Origin of the sequence: Streptococcus sp. HMSC077F03, assembly GCF_001812375.1 — a bacterium.
GTDB lineage: Bacteria > Bacillota > Bacilli > Lactobacillales > Streptococcaceae > Streptococcus > Streptococcus oralis_S.
In genome coordinates, this window is the sequence record NZ_KV808776.1 from 54067 (window position 1) to 74960 (window position 20894).

Consider the following 20894-nt stretch of genomic DNA (forward strand, 5'->3'; position numbering starts at 1 on the left):
GAGAGGGACAATATAGCCGTCTTACAACGTTTGATGGCATCAGGGAAATATGCGCCTGACATCCGTAAAGCGGGCTATGTCATTCCTCCCGATGGAGCTATTCGCTTGGATGGAGGAATTGACTCCATAGAAATAAAAGGAGACATCGATTTGAAAATATCGTATCGTGGACGGGGGGTTACTGCTTATTTTGAAATAGAGATAGATGGTAAAATAACTAGTGTACTATATGAATTGGATAAGAACTTGGATATAGTTTCTAGCGCCTATTTTCAAACAAATGAAAAAAATAAAAATGAGAGAGTGACTATCCCCCAAGCTGAAGAAGAGCGCCTATTAAAGATTGTTCAAAAAGAGCTTGAGGCTTTCATGAAAAAGATGTATCAGACTTTGTATGGATAGTTTACCAGAGAAAGTAACTTCTTTCTTAACACAATGTCGTATGAACAACGGGGTGTGTTGAGGGATTTTACTAGAAAAAGATACCGTAGATAAGCTACAAAAAAATTACCCAAGTATTGATAATTTCATTCGAAATATTGAAACAGGTAATCAAGAGTTGACAGAGATGAGGTGATTAGATGAAGAAGAGGAAATTTGCAATTTTTTCGTTGCTAATAGTTCTATTATTATCTTTCTCTGGTTTTCAGTACTATAAATATCAGAGAGTTCACAATATTTTTGATGAAATATACTACGAAGAAAGTGATTATCACAATTATACGTTTCTATGGAAAGGTCGAGCTTTTTATAAGTTAAAAAGTTTAAAATTTGTGGACAACGATTCTCAAGAAATTTCTATTCATTCTATTGATTATAAAAGTGTAGATTTACCAAATACTATTCAATCTCTAGGTTATTATTTTTATTTTGGATTTCAGGAGATGACGAAAGTTGGGATAGAGATGCGTTTGAGACTGCCAGATACAGAGACAACCATAAATGTAGATTACCTGTACGATGTAAACAATCAGCAATTAGAACGATTTATGTGGTATCACGATGAGAAAAGCGTGAGATATTATCATCAGTCTCAAGTAGAAGCCTTTCTAACGGAGCATGGAAAGACTGCCGATGAGATTCGCAGGGAAGCAGATGAAATACTCCGTCACAAAGTCTTGGCAGACTGGACTTCCATATATGCCAGTCGTTTTAGCCTAGATAATTGGGGAGAAGTGACAGTTAAGGATATATGGAGAACCGAATAACAAACGGAACGACGAGGTAATAGTTTTATAAAGGCAGGTTGCCATGACAGAGTTCTTAAGAATATTTTGTAAAAAAAGTTACTTTGGAGCAGTAAATGAGAAATAAAAGTAAGTCTATCCTATTTTTCCTTTTTTATATGGTATTGTTCATCATTAAGCCGATCTACCAATATATTTCATTTTCTAAGATGGATGTGAATAGTAGTATGGTTAAATTGATTCAAGATAAAAATGATCAGGATTGGCATGCTCTTGATAAGCATATTCATCTAGTGCCCTCAAAAGAAAATGGAAAGAACATCGGCCTTATCTATGTGGTGGATGACTATAATCAAATTGAAAGTAAGATTTCTTCTGAGAATCAAGCGGTATCCATCAGTTACAATAATCGATTACAAGGAGACAAGAGTGTTGAAATTAGTTGGTTAAATGGGGAAAAGCGGTTGTATCATGCTGGGAGATATTTGAAATTAGCAAGTGAAAATCAAGCTGTGATTGAAAGTAACACAGGTTCTTCAGTGACCGTTTGGGAACAACGCTCGGACAATGCGATGAATCAGTTATATACAGTTGTGAATCAGATGAGAAAGATAGTTTTAAATCATTTGCTTCAGAAAATTTTCTACTATTCGATAGCTTTGGTCTGCTTTCTTTTGGGTTGGAAAATATACTCTCTTTTAAGGAGGGATTGAAGGCCACAGTTCTTCTGGATTTTAATAGTGATGAGAGAGGAAAACTAAAATGCTAACACCCGTGTTATTTATTGTGTCTTTATTTCTACTTTTACGGCACTTTAAAAGCAGTCTCTCAAGAATGATCATCGGATTGTTGTATGGTTCGTTTGCGGCAGTTTTTATTTGTGTGGTTTTAAATGCTGGTAATTACACTCTGCAACCTGGTCAAAGTGTTCAATTGAGAGTTTATCCCAATACAGATCAGCTAGAGTATAATTCGGAACTACATTTTAAAAAATTAGATGATGCGAAGTTAAAATTGTCCGGTCGAAAAGGTTGGGGAATGAAAGACAGTAATATAGTCTATAATGTTGAAAAGCAAACAATAACGGAGCTAATTTTTTTAAAAGACAAAACCGAGCGTAAAGACTTACCAAATGATAAGAGTAAAAGTATCTATTTAGAAAGTGATGGTATAGTGGTTCAAGGGGAGATAAAGGAAGTATTTGGGGTGACGGAAGAAACTCCCTACACGATCACCATCACCAATGTAGACGACAAACCGGCACACTTTGAAGCTCAAGTGGTGGATCGGTAAACTGGACCTCCATATACTCTAGTCGCTTTAGCCCCAAAAATTGGGTTGATGTGACCGACAAGGATATTTGGAGAGAGGATCTTGGAGCAGATTAGTGATATGTCTCAATCTGAGTTTCTGACGAAGAATGGGGAGAAGTACGCGTGAAAAATAAAAGAAAACAATTTAATAAATGGAATCTAGGATGTTCTGGAATAGTTGCTATTGTAGCGATTGTGTTTTCCTATTATATTTTTTTGTATTTCAAAAATGCGAGTTATACCTTGAAACCAGGGGATTCCATAGTTTTAAAAGTTCCGACCTCAAAACAAAAGGAATTTACTCCAAAATTATATCTATCTAAGATTTCTGGTGGGAAATTAGAATTATCTGGGAAAACCTCATGGTGGCAGAAGGGAGAAGGAAACCTTTTAGGGACTAACTATGATGTTTTGAAGCAAGAAATTAGCGAAATCTACTCATCGTCAAGTAATATCCCAACAAAAATAAAAGAAAACGATACAAATAATAGTATATATTTATCAGAAAAAGGTGTAGTTCTTCAATCTAAAGAATCTTGGGAATTTGAGATTCCAAACGCAAAACAAATAAAAATAACGAATATTTCAGACAGAGACATTAGATTTGAAGCGCAGGTGACAGGTGAATAGAGGAAACTAGAAAAGTAAAATGAAGAAAAAATGATTATTTTTTCACTTTGATAGCTTTATTCTTGTCTTCTTTTCTTTGTAAAACTTAAGTTACCAATTTTACACTCCCCTTTTTTCTTTTAGTTCTATACTTCGTGAGGACTATTCATTTCCAGAGTTTCCTTTTTTAGTGATTACTAGGAATCTATTTGTGTAAATTCCCCATACCTCGTCAATTGTGATGGCAACTACTATGCGGACGGTGTGGACATGAGCTGGGTGCAGAAGATGAAGGATGTGAAGATTGAGAGTGCAAAATATGATTCTTCTAAGAAAGCTAAGGATTTGCATAAAGAATACCAGAAATCTTAGATAAGTTGGAAAATGGAAAAGCCCTGGTGATAATGGAAGAGTCGATAATTCGATTGCTATAGGAAATGAGATTGGAGACAATGGAACATTTATAGATTTGGTTAATTCTAATAAACCGCTAGACTTAAAAAACCGAACATACAGAGAAGAATATCCGTTCTCACTCTGGGGACGAAAGTGGAAACAAGGGATGAAGTCTGATTATTTGGGAAATTATCTCTTTGGCTATGTTGGTAAAGGTTACTTAGAATCGAGTGATGCATATTTGAAAGTTGGGGCAGGAGTGGCTCAGGGATGGTCAGATAAGAATCCTTTGAAATATTTAGAGAACATTATTAATGGAAATTATGGAGATAATCCAGGAGATGCTAAGATGATTCAAGACTGAATTAATGACTATAAGGAGAGTTACAAATGAACTTGAAGAGAAAATCAAATTGGAATTTAGGTTGTAGTTTAACACTTGTTGTAGTTTTGGCGGCCATTTTTTTCTTTAATCTATGGGCACAAAATCTTGGTAAGTATACTCTGCAACCAGGAGAGTCGGCTAACTTTACAGTAAATCCTCGGACACATGATGTAGAATACTACTTAGAATTAATCTTGAAAAAAAATGACACTAATAAGCTTAAATTATCAGGTAAAAAAGTTTGGTTTGAGATGGATAGCGATATTTTTTATGGTGTTGAAGAACAAAAACTTTTTAGAAGAAATCATTCAGAAAATGATGATGAAGAGCTTCCAAACAATCAAAAGGACATTAATTTAGTACGGGATGGAATTGTTGTCAGTTACAAAGGGGAAAAAGTATTTAATGTAACCAATAACAAGTCCTACACGATTACCATCACCAATGTAGACGACAAACCGGCGCACTTTGAAGCTCAAGTGGTGGATCGGTAGATTTAGGAACCGTAAACTAGGCCTCAGTAGTTGCAATTGTTTAGTAAAGGAGACTTATTTGCTTTGAAAGTAACAATCAGCTTGTTTCTTTCGAATATGCAAGAAAGGATCTAGTGGCGAATACTAGTCAAAATGTCAAAAAAGATTTAGATAAACCTAATCCCGCAGTTGGAGAGTAAAATGTTAAATAAAATGAAAAAATATTATAAAAACAAACCAACTCAAGCTGTCTTAATGCTCTTAGTTCTTATTTGGTCAGTATATGAGATTAGTGCGACCAGTTTGGCAAGTAATTCTGCATTAACTAAGGAATTCATGCATAGTCGGTATGTTATAGTTTGGCCAATGGTAGATAAGAAAATGAAATTATACCATTATGCGGAAGAATGGACTAATGACGTTTTAGATGGAATGATGCATTTAGACTATGGAAATATTAGAATAACTAGTTTTCCTAAAAAATGGGAGAGTGAAGCTGAAGTTTACTATACGCTGTCTCAGGATGAATATGCTGATAGAGTATATTTTTTCTTAGACGAGCCAATTTCCAAAGCCTATATCAGCAGATTAGAACAAAAATATTATTTGATTTCAAAGAATGCAGTTGCTATTGAAGAGGAAACAGGTAAGACGGTTGAACAGTTAGTTCAAGAAGTGGGGAATGCAAGGAAAAACTTCTTATCAGCTCTTGGAAAGATGAAAATCCTTCGTTTGGTCTATTTAATTCTTCGTATGATAGTATTGTTGCAGTTTATCAGGTGGTCGGGTCAGCGTAGAAAAAGGAAAGAGAACGAAATTTTGCAGAATGGATAGAGCTCCAAAAAGGTTTGATGATAAAGAGCTTCCGAACAATAAAAAAGACATTAATTTAGTATGGGATTGTTGTCAACTACCAAGGGGAGAAAGTTTTTTTATGTAACCAATAACAAGTCCTATACGATTACCATGACCAAGGTAGACGACAAATCAGCACACTTTGAAGCTCAAGTGGTGGATAGGTAGAATTTCAGCTCTCAAATGAGGGCTTTTTTAGATACAAGTTTCAAAAAAGAAGCAAATATGATATACTAAAGAACGAGTATTCTATTAGAATTAGGACAAGCAATATGAAACAAACGATTATTCTTTTATACGGTGGGCGTAGTGCAGAGCGTGAAGTCTCTGTCCTTTCAGCTGAAAGTGTAATGCGTGCGGTAAACTACGACCGTTTCACAGTCAAGACTTTCTTTATCAGTCAGTCAGGTGACTTTATCAAAACGCAAGAATTTAGCCAGACTCCAGGTCAAGAGGATCATCTCATGACCAATGCGACTATTGACTGGGACAAGAAAATAGCGCCAAGTGCCATCTACGAAGAAGGTGCAGTAGTCTTTCCAGTTCTTCATGGCCCAATGGGAGAGGATGGCTCTGTTCAAGGATTCTTGGAAGTTTTGAAAATGCCTTATGTCGGCTGCAATATCTTGTCATCAAGTCTTGCTATGGATAAAATCACGACCAAGCGTGTCTTAGAATCTGTCGGGATTGCTCAAGTTCCTTATGTGGCTATCGTCGAAGGGGATGATGTGACTGCTAAAATCGCTGAAGTTGAAGAAAAATTGACTTATCCAGTCTTCACGAAGCCATCAAACATGGGTTCAAGTGTCGGTATTTCTAAGTCTGAAAATCAAGATGAGCTCCGTCAAGCATTGGAACTTGCCTTCCAATATGACAGCCGTGTCTTGGTAGAGCAAGGGGTGAACGCGCGCGAAATTGAGGTCGGTCTCTTGGGTAACTACGATGTCAAGAGTACGCTTCCTGGCGAAGTGGTCAAGGATGTTGCCTTTTATGACTATGATGCCAAATATATCGATAACAAGATTACTATGGATATTCCGGCTAGAATCAGTGATGATGTGGTAGCTGTCATGCGTCGAAATGCAGAAACAGCCTTCCGTGCAATTGGTGGCCTCGGTCTGTCTCGTTGTGATTTCTTCTATACAGATAGGGGCGAGATTTTCCTAAACGAGCTGAATACCATGCCAGGTTTTACCCAGTGGTCTATGTATCCACTACTTTGGGACAATATGGGAATCAGCTACCCAGAACTAATTGAGCATTTGGTTGATCTTGCTAAGCAAAGTTTTGACAAGCGCGAAGCGCATTTGCTATAAAATGAAAGAGAGGGTAGGAGTTAGAACCATCACTGTTAGGTGAGTCAAGTTCTCGGACTTCACCCCTTTTTAAAGGAGTAGAAATGAAATTAACAATCCACGAAGTTGCCCAAGCTGTTGGAGCTAAAAATGATGTTAGTCTTTTTGCGGACGTTCAGTTAGAAAAGGCTGAGTTTGACAGTCGTTTGATTGGGACAGGTGATTTGTTTGTGCCACTCAAAGGTGCGCGCGATGGTCATGACTTTATCGAAACAGCTTTTGAAAATGGTGCAGCAGTAACCTTGTCTGAGAAAGAGGTTGCAAATCATCCCTACATTCTAGTAGCTGACGTTTTGATTGCCTTTCAACAACTAGCCGCCTACTATCTTGAGAAAACGGCTGTTGATGTCTTTGCCGTAACGGGTTCAAATGGAAAAACGACGACCAAGGATATGTTGGCACATTTATTATCAACAACCTACAAGACCTACAAAACTCAGGGCAATTACAATAACGAGATTGGTCTTCCTTACACAGTTCTTCATATGCCAGATGATACTGAAAAATTGGTCTTGGAAATGGGGCAGGATCACTTGGGGGATATCCATCTCTTGTCTGAATTGGCTCATCCTAAGACAGCCATTGTGACCTTGGTTGGAGAGGCTCATTTGGCCTTTTTCAAAGACCGTTCTGAGATTGCCAAAGGAAAAATGCAGATTGCAGATGGTATGGCACCAGGTTCTTTGCTTTTGGCACCAGCTGACTCGATTGTAGAGGACTACTTGCCTACAGATAAAAAGGTGGTTCGTTTTGGGCCAGGAGCAGAGCTGGAAATCACAGACTTGGTTGAGCGCAAGAATAGTCTGACCTTTAAGGCCAATTTCTTGGGACAAGCCCTCGATTTGCCAGTGACAGGTAAGTACAATGCCACCAATGCTATGATTGCTGCTTATGTGGCTCTACAAGAAGGAGTTTCAGAGGAGCAAATTCGTCAGGCCTTTCAGAACCTAGAATTGACCCGCAATCGTACTGAGTGGAAGAAGGCAGCCAATGGAGCAGATATTCTGTCTGACGTATACAATGCCAATCCAACTGCTATGAAGTTGATTTTGGAGACATTCTCTGCCATTCCAGCTAATGAAGGGGGCAAGAAAATCGCTGTCTTGGCAGACATGAAGGAACTCGGCGACCAGTCAGTCCAACTCCATAACCAGATGATTTTAAGCCTATCGCCAGATGTGCTGGATACCGTTATTTTCTATGGAGAAGACATTGCCGAATTGGCACAACTTGCCAGTCAAATGTTTCCAATCGGCCACGTTTTCTATTTTAAGAAAACAGCTGACGAGGACCAATTTGAAGACCTTGTCAAGCAAGTCAAGGAAAGCCTCGGTGCCAATGACCAAATTTTGCTTAAAGGCTCTAACTCCATGAATCTAGCCAAGTTGGTAGAAAGTTTAGAAAATGAATGCAAGTGATTTTACCAAGTATCTGCAAAGAATGTTAGCCATTACGGATACTGGATTAACTTTTACAAAAGATCCTTTCGACCGTGAGCGCTACGAGGACTTGCGAATCCTTTTATCTGAAATGTTGAATCAGGTATCAGACCTCGATGCAGAAGAAGTGGCAGAAGTCTTGAAACCACCGTCCGCTTATGCAACTCCTCTGATGGACGTCCGTGCTTGGATTGTTGAGGATGAAAAAGTCTGTTTAGTTAGAGGAAAAGGAGAGGATAGTTGGGCTTTGCCAGGTGGTTTTGGTGAAGTTGGCTATTCTCCAACCGAAAATATTCTTAAAGAAATTGAAGAAGAAACCGGCTTTACAGCAAAAGCTGAAAGGTTACTTGCAGTTTTTGATACCAATCGTTTCCAACTGCAGAGCAAACAATATGCAAAGTTTGTCTTTGAATGTAAGCTTCTTGATGGACAATTTCAAGAGAATCAAGAAATTGCTGACCTTCAATTTTTTGCCATTGACCAATTGCCAGTCTTATCTGAAAAACGCATCGCCAAGGACCAAATGGAGATTCTCTGGCAAGTTTATAAAGGACAAAGAGACCAATATGTTGATTAGTTTATGCTAGAGAAGTTGACAAATCAAAAAAGGGTGTCTGCAAGGTGCATTTCTGCAATACAAATGATATAATAGGTTGCGAATTTAAGACGCAAGTGTTCTATGAATAGCATAGAATCAAGTTTTTTCAAAAAATTTAAAAGCTGGAGAAAGTGAATTTTATACTGCCTCTAGCTAGATGAACGAGGAATAGAATATGAATTTGTGGGATAAATTATTTACCACACAGATATCAGAACCGCCCCAGTTTGAACTCCACTGGTACATTGGTTTGTTATGTTTACTGGCTCTTACTTTCTATGCTTCTTATCGTTTTCGCGATAAAGTGGCTTACCAGCGTTTTATTCAGATCCTTCAGTCTGTTCAACTGATTGTTCTGTATAGCTGGTATTGGGGCAATCTCATGCCTCTGTCAGAAAGTTTGCCCTTCTATCATTGCCGTATCGCCATGTTTGTGATGCTCTTGATTCCAGGGACATCCAAGTACAAACAATACTTTGCCCTTTTAGGAACTTTTGGAGCAACAGCGGCACTGGCTTACCCACTCTTTGATCCCTACCCATTTCCACACGTGACCATTTTGTCCTTCATTATTGGACATGTTGCCCTTTTAGGAAATGCGCTCCTATACTTGTTTAGAAACTATCAACCTTCCCTTCTCAATTTGAAGAATGTGGTGGTGATTACTTTCGCCTTAAATGGCTTGATATGGGTTGTCAACTTAGTTGTAGGTGGAGATTATGGATTTTTAAACAAACCACCACTTGTTGGAAGCTTCGGCCAGCCCTTAAATTATCTCCTTGTTTCGACTGTTATCGTGATAGCAATTCGCTTAACAGGGAAATTAGTAGAAAATTTTTTACAACAAAAATCGGAAGAATTTATTCAAGAGAAGATTTAAAATGATCTTCTCTTTTTTGGATTTTTAAGAAACAAAAAGGAAATTGTGAACGTTAACTTCAAATAATCTCTTAGAAGAAGAATTTTTCTAGAATTTTCTCAAAAAACATGCAGGAATTTTATCAAAATCTAAGCACAATAAGATTTTTTGTGTTATAATATTCTTTGAATAGCTATGCCCAAACATAGTTATTAAATAGAAGTGAGAAACTTGGAAGACAGAGAGGATGCGATGTAATGACTAGAGATGGTTTTTTTACAGGCTTAGATATCGGAACTAGCTCGATTAAAGTGCTAGTAGCTGAGCATAGAGATGGCGAAGTAAATGTAATTGGTGTTAGTAATGCCAAAAGTAAAGGTGTAAAAGACGGAATTATTGTTGATATTGAAGCAGCTGCTTCAGCAATCAAATCTGCAATCACACAGGCAGAAGAGAAAGCTGGTATTTCTATTAAATCTGTCAACGTTGGCCTTCCAGCAAACCTCTTGCAGGTTGAACCAACACAAGGAATGATTCCTGTAACTTCAGATACCAAAGAAATCACAGATCAAGATGTTGAAAATGTTGTCAAATCAGCTTTGACAAAGAGCATGACTCCTGACCGTGAAGTGATTACCTTTATTCCAGAAGAATTCATCGTGGATGGATTCCAAGGCATCCGTGACCCTCGTGGTATGATGGGTGTTCGCTTGGAAATGCGTGGTCTGCTTTACACAGGTCCTCGTACGATTCTACACAATCTTCGCAAGACAGTTGAGCGTGTAGGCATTCATGTTGATAATGTGATTATTTCACCTTTGGCAATAGTGAACTCCGTTCTCAATGAAGGTGAACGTGAATTTGGTGCGACTGTCATTGACATGGGTGGAGGTCAGACTACTGTAGCGACTATCCGTAACCAAGAATTGCAGTTCACTAACATCTACCAAGAAGGTGGAGATTACGTTACTAAAGACATTTCTAAAGTCTTGAAAACATCTCAAAAAATTGCAGAAAGTTTGAAATTGAACTATGGTGAAGCTTACGTTCCACTTGCAAGTAACGAAACTTTCCAAGTTGAAGTAATTGGTGAAGTAGAACCTGTTGAAGTAACAGAAAGCTACTTGGCAGAAATTATCTCAGCACGTATCAAACATATCTTTGACCAAATCAAACAAGAGTTGGAAAGAAGACACTTGTTAGATTTGCCAGGTGGCATCGTCCTTATCGGTGGAAATGCAATTTTGCCAGGAATTGTTGAATTAGCCCAAGAAGTATTTGGTGTTCGAGTAAAACTTTATGTACCAAATCAAGTTGGAATTCGCAACCCTGCATTTGCGCACGTGATTAGCTTGTCTGAGTTTGCTGGTAAATTGACTGAAGTCAATCTTCTTGCCCAAAAAGCAGTTAAAGGAGATGAATTCCTTCGTCAAAAACCAATCAACTTTGGCATTCCAAATCAACGTTTGAATCCAGTAGCGCAACCAAGTCCAGCACAAGCAGCTCCAGCTGAAACTGTGCAGGAAACTCCAGTTGCTCCCAAGGAAGAATTCCAAGCAAGTTCTCAAAGTAAACCGAAGCTAACAGAACGTTTCCGTGGTTTGATCGGAAGCATGTTTGATGAATAAAAGAGGATAAGAAATTATGACATTTTCATTTGATACAGCAGCAGCTCAAGGCGCAGTTATTAAGGTAATTGGTGTCGGTGGTGGTGGTGGCAACGCCATCAACCGCATGGTTGACGAAGGTGTTGCTGGTGTAGAATTTATCGCAGCCAACACTGATGTACAAGCCCTTAGCAGTACGAAAGCAGAAACAGTTATCCAACTTGGTCCAAAATTGACTCGTGGTTTGGGTGCTGGAGGACGTCCAGAAGTTGGACGTAAAGCTGCAGAAGAAAGTGAAGAAGCTTTGACGGAAGCTATCACTGGAGCGGACATGGTCTTTATCACTGCAGGTATGGGTGGTGGATCTGGTACAGGTGCAGCCCCTGTTATTGCACGTATCGCTAAAGATCTTGGTGCTCTTACAGTTGGTGTTGTGACACGTCCTTTCGGATTTGAAGGAAGCAAACGTGGCCAGTACGCTGTAGAAGGAATCAACGAACTTCGCGAGCATGTTGATACTTTGTTGATTATCTCTAACAACAACTTGCTTGAAATCGTTGATAAGAAAACGCCACTTCTTGAAGCTCTTAGCGAAGCAGATAACGTTCTTCGCCAAGGTGTTCAAGGGATCACTGACTTGATCACGAACCCAGGATTGATTAACCTTGACTTTGCTGACGTGAAAACTGTAATGGCCAACAAAGGAAATGCCCTTATGGGTATCGGTATCGGTAGTGGTGAAGAACGCGTTGTTGAAGCAGCTCGTAAAGCAATTTACTCTCCACTTCTTGAAACAACTATCGATGGTGCTGAAGATGTCATCGTCAACGTTACTGGTGGTCTTGACTTGACTTTGATTGAAGCAGAAGAAGCTTCAGAAATTGTCAACCAAGCAGCTGGCCAAGGTGTAAACATCTGGCTTGGAACATCAATTGACGAAAGCATGAAGGATGAAATCCGTGTTACTGTTGTAGCGACAGGTGTTCGTCAAGAGCGAGTGGAAAAAGTAGTTGGAGCTCGTAACAACCAACCAGTTGGACGTCCATCAACTAAAGCGCCACAAACACACACATTTGACCGTCAATTCGACTTGGAAGAAACAGCAGAATTGCCTAAATCAAGCCCACGTCGTTTTGAAACAAACCAAGCGTCTGCTTTTGGAGACTGGGACTTGCGTCGTGAGTCAATTGTTCGCCAAACAGATCCAGTTGTTTCACCGGTAGAACGCTTCGAAACACCAGTTTCACAAGATGAAGATGAATTGGATACACCTCCATTCTTCAAAAACCGTTAATCAATGAATTTGAAAAAAAATACTGAATTAGTTTTTCAGCAAATAGCTGATGCTAGTCAAGAAGCCAACCGTGCTCTAGATGCTGTTTCAGTAATCGCAGTGACAAAGTATGTAGATGTACAAACAGCGGAAGCCTTGCTTCCGCTTGGTGTCCGTCATATAGGTGAAAATCGAGTCGATAAATTTTTAGAAAAATATCAGGCCTTGAAAGATTACCCAGTTACTTGGCATTTAATAGGAACACTACAGAGACGGAAAGTGAAAGAAGTAATCCCATATGTGGATTACTTTCATGCTTTAGATTCCCTTAAGTTAGCCCAGGAAATTCAAAAGAGAACAGATCATGTTATCAAGTGTTTCTTGCAGGTCAATATTTCTGGGGAAGAAAGCAAGCATGGGTTTTCAAAAGAAGAATTGCTAGAACTTTTGCCAGAATTGGCTAAGTTAGATCAGATTGAGTATGTTGGTTTAATGACCATGGCTCCTTTTGAGGCAGACAGTGATGAATTGAAAGAAATTTTCAAGGATACGCAGGCTCTGCAAGCAGAAATTAGAGAAAAACAAATCCCTAATATGCCGATGACAGAGCTAAGCATGGGAATGAGTCGTGATTTTAAAGAAGCGATTCAGTTCGGCTCAACCTTTGTTCGAATCGGTACAGCATTTTTTAAATAGGAGAGAGCTATGTCTTTAAAAGATAGATTCGATAAATTTATAGATTATTTTACAGAAGACGGAGAAGAAACGACTAACTACCAGACTCAACAAGAGGAAACAGTTAGCCCAACCATCTCATCTTCTAAAGAATTACCAGCACCTGCTCAGTCAGGATCAGCAAAAGATGCAAATATTACTCGTCTACATGCACGACAGCAAGAATTGGCAATGCAAAGCCACCGTTCAGATGAGAAAGTGACAATTGACGTTCGCTATCCAAGAAAATACGAAGATGCAACTGAAATTGTAGATTTGTTGGCTGGCAATGAAAGTATTTTGATTGATTTCCAATACATGACAGAGGTTCAAGCCCGTCGTTGCCTTGATTACTTGGACGGAGCCCGCCATGTCTTGGCTGGAAATATGAAAAAAGTTGCGAGCACGATGTATCTATTGACTCCTGTCAACGTTGTCGTGAATATTGAAGATATCAAACTTCCAGATGAATCACAAAGCGCTGAGTTTGGTTTTGATATTAAACGAAATAGAGCAAGATAATGATTTTCTTAATCCGTTTAATCCAAAATGCGGTTAGCATTTATTCCATCATTCTCGTTGCATTTGCTCTTCTTTCATGGTTTCCAAATGCCTATGAAAGCCAGCTAGGTCGCTTAGTCATCAGACTTGCTCGCCCAGTTATTGAGCCACTTCGTAAGCTCAATCTACAATTTGCTGGTCTTGATTTTACGGTTTGGGCAGCGCTGATTCTGATTCAGTTTGTTGGAAATCTCTTAACACGACTAGTCCTATTACTATGACAGTAAATCGAGCCATTTATCAGCATTTTTCCCAAGATGATATTCCCTTTATTGATAAGGGATTAGAGTGGATCAAGCGGGTAGAAGATACCTATGCACCGGTACTTACTCCTTTTATCAATCCCCATCAGGAACAGATCTTGAGGGTGCTAGCTGGGACATATGGACTGGGTTACCAAAGTAGTGGTGATTTTCTTCCGACAGAGTCGGTTCGGGTTCTTCTCTATCCAGATTACTTTGAACCGGAGATATCAGACTTTGAAATGGCCTTGTTGGAAATTTGCTATCCGAGTAAGTTTGAACAACTGAGTCATGGAAAAATATTGGGAACAATCATCAACCAACTAGGAATTGACCGTAAATTATTTGGTGATATCTTGGTAGATGAAAAGAGAGCACAGATTTTTGTCAATCGTGATTTCATTCCTCTTTTTCAGGATGGAATAAGAAAGATTGGCAGACTTCCTGTATCGCTGGAGGAACGTCCTTTTACCGATAGGATTTTGTCTAAAATTGATTATAGAGAACGAGAAATTTTGGTTTCGAGTTTTCGATTGGATGCCCTCTTATCAAGTGCCTTGAAATTATCTAGAAACCAAGCTAGTCAACTGATAGAGAAAAAATCTGTCCAGGTAAACTATCATCTGGTTGAAAAAAGTGATTACCAGGTTGCAGTTGGAGATTTGATCAGTGTGAGAAAGTTTGGTCGTCTAAAAATTGTCAAAGACAATGGACAGACAAAAAAAAACAAGATAAAATTAAGCATTCAATTATTATTAAGTAAGTGAGGAAAAGTATGCCAATTACATCGTTAGAAATTAAAGATAAAACCTTTGGTACAAGATTTAGAGGTTTTGACCCAGAAGAAGTAGATGAATTTCTGGACATCGTTGTTCGTGACTACGAAGACTTGGTTCGTAGCAATCACGATAAAGAGACACACATCAAGAGTTTGGAAGAACGTTTGTCTTACTTCGATGAGATGAAGGATTCCTTGAGTCAGTCAGTTTTGATTGCTCAAGATACAGCTGAGCGTGTCAAACAAGCTGCTCAAGAACGTTCAAACAATATTATTCAACAAGCTGAACAAGACGCTCAGCGTTTGCTTGAAGAAGCGAAATACAAGGCAAATGAAATTCTCCGTCAGGCAACAGATAATGCGAAGAGAGTGGCTGTTGAGACAGAAGAGTTGAAGAACAAGAGCCGTGTATTCCATCAACGCCTCAAGTCTACGATTGAAAGTCAATTGGCTATTGTCGAGTCATCTGATTGGGAAGATATTCTTCGCCCAACAGCTACTTACCTTCAGACAAGTGATGAAGCCTTTAAAGAAGTGGTGGGTGAAGTTCTGGGTGAATCTGTATCTTTACAACCAGAGGAAGAGCCTATTGATATGACTCGTCAATTCACACCAGAAGAGGTTGCGGAATTGCAAGCTCGTATCGAGGCTGGCAACAAAGAATTAGCTGAGTTTGAAGCTCAACAAAATCAACAGACAGAAGAAAGTGACCAGCATGAAGAGTCAGTTGAGGTAGAAGCTACTGCAGCAACTGAGAACGATGCAAATAAAGAATCTGTTCTTATCCTATAAAAAATGTGAGAACAAGATCCAACCAACTATATTTTCAGCGAGCGGGAGATGGTGAGAGTCCTGCAATCCCTAGTGGTTAGATTATCCTCTCAATAAATCTAGTCCGAAAATAGTAAGACTGGACGTTCCCCACGTTACGGGAAAAGAGGAAAAGAGACCCTGTCTTTTTTCGAACAAAGGTGGTACCACGATTTTCGTCCTTTTTGCGAATCGTGGTTTTTATTTTGTCAGTTTAAATTAAAGGAGTAACAATGAAACTTAAAGAAACCCTCAATCTAGGGAAAACAGATTTTCCAATGCGTGCTGGTCTTCCAACCAAAGAACCAGTTTGGCAAAAAGAATGGGAAGAAGCAAAACTTTACCAACGTCGTCAAGAATTGAACCAAGGAAAACCACATTTCACCTTGCATGATGGACCTCCGTATGCAAACGGAAATATCCACGTTGGACATGCCATGAACAAGATTTCTAAAGATATTATTGTTCGTTCTAAGTCTATGTCAGGATTCTATGCACCTTACATCCCAGGTTGGGATACACATGGTCTGCCAATCGAGCAAGTCTTGGCAAAACAAGGCGTTAAACGCAAAGAAATGGACTTGGTTGAGTACTTGAAACTTTGTCGCGAGTATGCTCTTTCTCAAGTTGATAAACAACGTGAAGACTTTAAACGATTGGGTGTTTCTGGTGACTGGGAAAATCCTTATGTGACCTTGACTCCGGACTATGAAGCGGCTCAGATCCGGGTCTTTGGTGAAATGGCTAAAAAAGGCTATATCTACCGTGGTGCCAAGCCTGTTTACTGGTCATGGTCTTCTGAGTCAGCCCTTGCTGAAGCGGAAATTGAGTACCATGACTTGCTTTCAACTTCCCTTTACTATGCTAACCGCGTCAAAGACGGAAAAGGTGTTCTAGATACGGATACTTATATTGTCGTATGGACCACTACACCATTTACTATCACAGCATCTCGTGGTTTGACAGTTGGAGCAGATATTGATTATGTATTGGTACAACCAGCTGGTGAATCTCGTAAGTTTGTAGTTGCTTCAGAATTGTTGAACAGTTTGTCTGAGAAATTTGGCTGGGCTGATGTGCAAGTCTTGGCAACCTACCGTGGTCAAGAATTGAATCACATCGTAACAGTCCACCCATGGGATACAGCTGTAGATGAGTTGGTGATCCTTGGTGACCACGTTACGACTGACTCTGGTACTGGTATTGTCCATACAGCCCCTGGTTTTGGTGAGGACGACTACAATGTCGGTGTTGCCAACGGCCTTGAAGTTGCTGTAACAGTTAACGAACGCGGTATTATGATGGAAAATGCTGGTCCTGAATTTGCGGGTCAGTTCTATGACAAGGTTGTGCCGACGGTTATCGAAAAACTGGGTGATTTACTCCTTGCTCAAGAAGAAATTTCTCACTCATACCCATTTGACTGGCGTACCAAGAAACCAATCATCTGGCGAGCTGTTCCACAGTGGTTTGCTTCTGTATCTAAATTCCGCCAAGAAATCTTGGATGAAATTGAAAAAGTGAAGTTCCACTCAGAATGGGGGAAAGTTCGTCTTTACAATATGATTCGTGACCGTGGTGACTGGGTTATCTCTCGTCAACGTGCTTGGGGAGTTCCGCTTCCAATCTTCTACGCAGAAGATGGTACAGCTATCATGACAGCTGAAACGATTGAACATGTAGCTCAACTCTTTGAGGAACACGGTTCTATCATCTGGTGGGAACGTGATGCTAAGGACCTCTTGCCAGAAGGATTTACTCATCCAGGTTCACCAAATGGCGAGTTCAAAAAAGAAACAGATATCATGGACGTATGGTTTGACTCAGGTTCATCATGGAATGGAGTAGTGGTCAACCGTCCAGAACTCAAATACCCAGCAGATCTTTACCTTGAAGGTTCTGACCAATACCGTGGTTGGTTTAACTCATCACTTATCACATCTGTTGCCAACCATGGCGTTGCTCCATATAAACAAATCTTGTCACAAGGTTTTGCCCTTGATGGTAAAGGTGAGAAGATGTCTAAATCTCTTGGGAATACCATTGCTCCAAGTGATGTTGAAAAACAATTTGGTGCGGAAATCTTGCGTCTCTGGGTAACAAGTGTGGACTCAAGCAACGATGTGCGTATCTCTATGGATATCTTGAGCCAAGTCTCTGAAACTTACCGTAAGATCCGGAACACACTTCGTTTCTTGATTGCTAACACTTCTGACTTTAACCCAGCTCAAGACGCAGTGGCTTACGATGAGCTTCGTTCGGTTGATAAGTACATGACCATCCGCTTTAACCAGCTTGTCAAGACCATTCGTGATGCTTATGCCAACTTTGAATTCTTGACAATTTACAAGGCCTTGGTGAACTTTATCAACGTTGACTTGTCAGCCTTCTACCTTGACTTCGCTAAAGACGTTGTTTACATCGAAGGTGCCAAATCACTCGAACGCCGTCAAATGCAAACTGTCTTCTATGACATTCTTGTGAAAATCACCAAACTCTTGACACCAATCCTTCCTCACACTGCAGAGGAAATCTGGTCATATCTTGAGTTTGAAGCTGAAGACTTTGTTCAATTGTCTGAATTACCAGAGGCTCAAACTTTTGCCAACCAAGAAGAAATCTTGGATACATGGGCAGCTTTCATGGATTTCCGAGGACAAGCTCAAAAAGCCTTGGAAGAAGCGCGTAATGCAAAAGTTATCGGGAAATCGCTTGAAGCACACTTGACAGTTTATCCAAATGAAGTGGTGAAAACTCTTCTTGGAGCAGTGGATAGCAATGTAGCTCAACTTTTGATCGTGTCAGAATTGACCATCGCTGAAGGTACAGCTCCAGAAGGCGCAGTTAGCTTTGAGGATGTTGCCTTTACAGTTGAACGCGCTGCAGGTGAAGTTTGTGACCGTTGCCGTCGTATCGACCCAACAACAGCAGAACGCAGCTACCATGCAGTCATCTGTGACCACTGTGCAAACATCGTAGAAGAAAACTTTGCGGATGCAGTTGCAGAAGGATTTGAAGCCAAATAATCAGATTAGAAATATGTCTTCTCATAGTTTAAGATGAGAGGAAAGGTAAAAGAGAGAAAGTCATTTCTCTCTTTTTTTGCTGGTAAAAGCTTAGGATAAAGATGTAGAAATTCAACATTTTTAGGGAGAGTTTTAAGTTGATTTTTTGAGATTTTTTAAAAAGAGGAGTCTTTTTTTGGTACTTTTAAAAAGCATGTGTTGCTTCTAAAAATCGCGACAAATAATTTGAATAATCAAGTTAAATCAGGTAGAATAGAAAGGATTGAATAATATATTGAAGAGGAAATTTTGAGAATGAAACATCGGTTTTATGGAGAAAAACGACAGCGTTTTTCTTTCAGAAAGTTGTCTGTCGGGCTCGTTTCGGCGACTATTGGAAGCTTCCTTTTGAGTGGGCAAATGGCTGGGGGCTTGACTTCTGTCAAGGCAGCAGAAATTCAAAGTCAGCAGTCTGCTCAGGTCAAATACCACTACGTAGTGGAGTCTGAATTGACGGATGCAGAGAAGAGTGCCTTGATCAGGGAGATTCCAAAGTATGTTGAGGACGCTTCAGAGACCTATTATTTAGTTTATCGTCCGACTACTCAAGGGGATTCATCTGGAGTATTGCCTAAGACAGGTCACTCCGGCCTTTGGGAATCCACTTTTACAGCGATGGGTCTTACATTACTAGTGCTTGTAGTTGTTAGAGGCAGAAATGGGAAGAGGTATTTATCTTCGATCTTGTTGGTAACTGGAATGGGATCCATACTGCTATCTCCAACAGTCTTAGCGGTTACGAATATCGAACTCGCTGCATATAATCAAAGTCTTAACTTGGGTCTTGGAGATGCACTTCCAGCGCCATTGAAAATTGACGGTTACGACTATATCGGTTACTTAAAGAATGAAGAACAAAATGATAGTCATTTAGCTCATTCTGCTCTGAAGGAAAATCTGACACTTGACTTAGAGAAAGAGAAGGGAAGTGAACTTAAGCCAAGTGAAACAAATCTTGATATGAAAGAGATTGTTTCAGATAAGGGGGATGCTTTAACTGAGGAAGAAAGAGAAACTATAGCTGCTAAGGAGATAGAGTTCACACGCTCAACTCCTATTTATGACTTACCAGAACTAAAAATTAGCGAGCAGGAGTCAGTTCAAGAACTTCCTTATCAGACAAAATACCAATATACCGATGAATTGGCTCAAGGCCAATCAAAAGTCATACAATCAGGTGTTCGAGGTCAACGTACAGTAGTGACTCGTCATTTTCGTAAGAATCAAGAAATCGTGAAAAGCGAAATGATTTCTGATCAAGTGACGGTTGAACCTGTTTCTGAAATTATTTTAGTTGGAACAGCTCCAGCTAACTCGATACCAAAAGAAACTCCAGTTCACGAAGTTCCAGAATTAGCAGAGTACGGTACAACTCCTGAGACATCTCCAGTTCATGAAGTTCCAGAATTGAAGGAATATGGCACAAATCTTGATACAGCTCCAGTTCATGAAGTTCCAGAACTGACGGAATATGGAACTAGTCCTGAGACGTCTCCGGTTCGTGAGACTCCAGAACTGACGGAATATGGGACAAATCCTGATAAAGCGCCAGTTCACGAAGTTCCAGAATTAGCAGAGTACGGCACCAGTTCTGATACGCCTCCAGTTCAAGAGATTCCAGAACTGACAGAATATGGCACCAGTCCAGAAACAGCGCCTGTTCAAGAGAACTCTGAGTTGGAATTGACTACAAATGATGAGGTTAGAATAGAAAAGATTGATTTTTCTATTGACGAGCAATATACAGATGAGATTCCAGAAGGAAGTCGTCAAATCGCCACTCCAGGAGTTCAAGGCGAACGAACTATCAAGACCCGTGTCTACAGTTCTAATGGCCAAGTTGTCGACCGCCAAGAGTTATCCAATGAAGAAACTTTGGCGCCCGTAACGCAAATTGTCAAAGTCGGAACGGCTAAACCAAATATGGTACCAAGTGATGCACCGAAAGCAGATGCTTTGCCAGAGTATCCGCTGACATATACTGACGAAACCCGCGTAGAGAAAATAGCCTTTAATATCGAAGAGCAATATACGGATGAGCTTGTTCAAGATGCCCGTCAAATCGCAACTCCGGGTGTCCAAGGTGAACGTACGATTAAGACCCGTGTCTACAGTTCCAACGGTCAAGTTGTCGACCGCCAAGAGTTGTCTAACGAGGAAACTCTAGCTCCAGTAACGCAAATTGTCAAAGTCGGCACAGCTAAACCAAGCATGGTACCGAACGAAGCGCCAAAAGCAGACGCCCTGCCAGAGTATCCGTTGACATATACTGACGAAACGCGCGTAGAGAAAATCAACTTTAGCATTCGTGAAGAAGAAACGGATGAATTGGTCCAAGATGCTCGTCAAATCGCAACTCCGGGTGTCCAAGGTGA

Annotated in this window: 21 protein-coding genes; all 21 read left to right on the forward strand. The window is 39.9% G+C overall.

Annotated features, from left to right (window positions below; genetic code table 11):
- A partial coding sequence (locus tag HMPREF2853_RS04280; RefSeq protein ID WP_070534998.1) for a thiol-disulfide isomerase occupies nt 1-402 on the forward strand: 402 nt, incomplete at its 5' end.
- A 179-nt stretch (nt 403-581) separates the two neighbouring features.
- Complete coding sequence (locus HMPREF2853_RS04285) at nt 582-1208, forward strand: TipC family immunity protein (RefSeq protein WP_049500790.1); 627 nt, start codon at nt 582-584, stop codon at nt 1206-1208.
- Between the two features lie 206 nt (nt 1209-1414).
- A complete protein-coding gene (locus tag HMPREF2853_RS04290; protein WP_239831358.1) occupies nt 1415-1900 on the forward strand; it encodes a hypothetical protein in 486 nt (161 codons plus the stop codon).
- A gap of 49 nt (nt 1901-1949) precedes the next feature.
- Nucleotides 1950-2480, forward strand: a complete 531-nt coding sequence (locus tag HMPREF2853_RS04295) for a hypothetical protein (RefSeq protein ID WP_000957423.1) — start codon at nt 1950-1952, stop codon at nt 2478-2480.
- Between the two features lie 143 nt (nt 2481-2623).
- Complete coding sequence (locus tag HMPREF2853_RS04300) at nt 2624-3130, forward strand: hypothetical protein (RefSeq protein WP_049500298.1); 507 nt, start codon at nt 2624-2626, stop codon at nt 3128-3130.
- A gap of 448 nt (nt 3131-3578) precedes the next feature.
- Complete coding sequence (locus tag HMPREF2853_RS09710) at nt 3579-3869, forward strand: polymorphic toxin type 44 domain-containing protein (protein ID WP_158084955.1); 291 nt, start codon at nt 3579-3581, stop codon at nt 3867-3869.
- Nucleotides 3870-3895: 26 nt separating this feature from the next.
- The gene (locus tag HMPREF2853_RS04310) at nt 3896-4384 is read left to right on the forward strand and encodes a hypothetical protein (protein ID WP_049549967.1); all 489 of its coding nucleotides are present in this window, start codon (nt 3896-3898) and stop codon (nt 4382-4384) included.
- A gap of 180 nt (nt 4385-4564) precedes the next feature.
- The gene (locus HMPREF2853_RS04315; protein ID WP_070535000.1) at nt 4565-5197 is read left to right on the forward strand and encodes a hypothetical protein; all 633 of its coding nucleotides are present in this window, start codon (nt 4565-4567) and stop codon (nt 5195-5197) included.
- 293 nt (nt 5198-5490) lie between these two features.
- Nucleotides 5491-6534: a D-alanine--D-alanine ligase gene (locus tag HMPREF2853_RS04320; protein ID WP_070535002.1), complete on the forward strand. Its 1044-nt coding sequence runs from the start codon at nt 5491-5493 to the stop codon at nt 6532-6534.
- Nucleotides 6535-6617: 83 nt separating this feature from the next.
- Nucleotides 6618-7991 (forward strand): UDP-N-acetylmuramoyl-tripeptide--D-alanyl-D-alanine ligase, encoded by a 1374-nt coding sequence (gene murF / locus HMPREF2853_RS04325; protein ID WP_070535004.1) that lies wholly within the window; start codon nt 6618-6620, stop codon nt 7989-7991.
- The gene (locus HMPREF2853_RS04330) at nt 7978-8589 is read left to right on the forward strand and encodes an NUDIX hydrolase (RefSeq protein ID WP_070535006.1); all 612 of its coding nucleotides are present in this window, start codon (nt 7978-7980) and stop codon (nt 8587-8589) included. Before murF ends, HMPREF2853_RS04330 begins: the two co-directional genes overlap by 14 nt.
- 196 nt (nt 8590-8785) lie before the next feature.
- Nucleotides 8786-9490, forward strand: a complete 705-nt coding sequence (locus tag HMPREF2853_RS04335; RefSeq protein WP_049501411.1) for a YwaF family protein — start codon at nt 8786-8788, stop codon at nt 9488-9490.
- A 236-nt stretch (nt 9491-9726) separates the two neighbouring features.
- Complete coding sequence (gene ftsA, locus HMPREF2853_RS04340; protein WP_070535008.1) at nt 9727-11097, forward strand: cell division protein FtsA; 1371 nt, start codon at nt 9727-9729, stop codon at nt 11095-11097.
- Between the two features lie 16 nt (nt 11098-11113).
- A complete protein-coding gene (ftsZ, locus tag HMPREF2853_RS04345) occupies nt 11114-12370 on the forward strand; it encodes a cell division protein FtsZ (protein WP_049501413.1) in 1257 nt (418 codons plus the stop codon).
- A 3-nt stretch (nt 12371-12373) separates the two neighbouring features.
- Nucleotides 12374-13045, forward strand: a complete 672-nt coding sequence (locus HMPREF2853_RS04350) for a YggS family pyridoxal phosphate-dependent enzyme (RefSeq protein ID WP_001049616.1) — start codon at nt 12374-12376, stop codon at nt 13043-13045.
- 9 nt (nt 13046-13054) lie between these two features.
- On the forward strand, nt 13055-13585 hold the full coding sequence (locus tag HMPREF2853_RS04355) for a cell division protein SepF (RefSeq protein ID WP_049501415.1): 531 nt from the start codon (nt 13055-13057) through the stop codon (nt 13583-13585).
- Nucleotides 13585-13845, forward strand: a complete 261-nt coding sequence (locus HMPREF2853_RS04360) for a YggT family protein (RefSeq protein ID WP_000576501.1) — start codon at nt 13585-13587, stop codon at nt 13843-13845. The genes HMPREF2853_RS04355 and HMPREF2853_RS04360 overlap by 1 nt, the downstream gene beginning before the upstream one ends.
- A complete protein-coding gene (locus HMPREF2853_RS04365; protein ID WP_070535010.1) occupies nt 13842-14633 on the forward strand; it encodes a YlmH family RNA-binding protein in 792 nt (263 codons plus the stop codon). Before HMPREF2853_RS04360 ends, HMPREF2853_RS04365 begins: the two co-directional genes overlap by 4 nt.
- Nucleotides 14634-14641: 8 nt before the next feature.
- Nucleotides 14642-15436, forward strand: coding sequence for a DivIVA domain-containing protein (locus HMPREF2853_RS04370; RefSeq protein WP_001123189.1), 795 nt, complete (start codon nt 14642-14644; stop codon nt 15434-15436).
- A 251-nt stretch (nt 15437-15687) separates the two neighbouring features.
- Nucleotides 15688-18480, forward strand: a complete 2793-nt coding sequence (gene ileS, locus HMPREF2853_RS04375) for an isoleucine--tRNA ligase (protein ID WP_070535012.1) — start codon at nt 15688-15690, stop codon at nt 18478-18480.
- Nucleotides 18481-18774: 294 nt separating this feature from the next.
- Nucleotides 18775-20894: SIALI-17 repeat-containing surface protein (locus HMPREF2853_RS04380; protein ID WP_148131397.1), on the forward strand; the 2120-nt coding region annotated here is incomplete at its 3' end.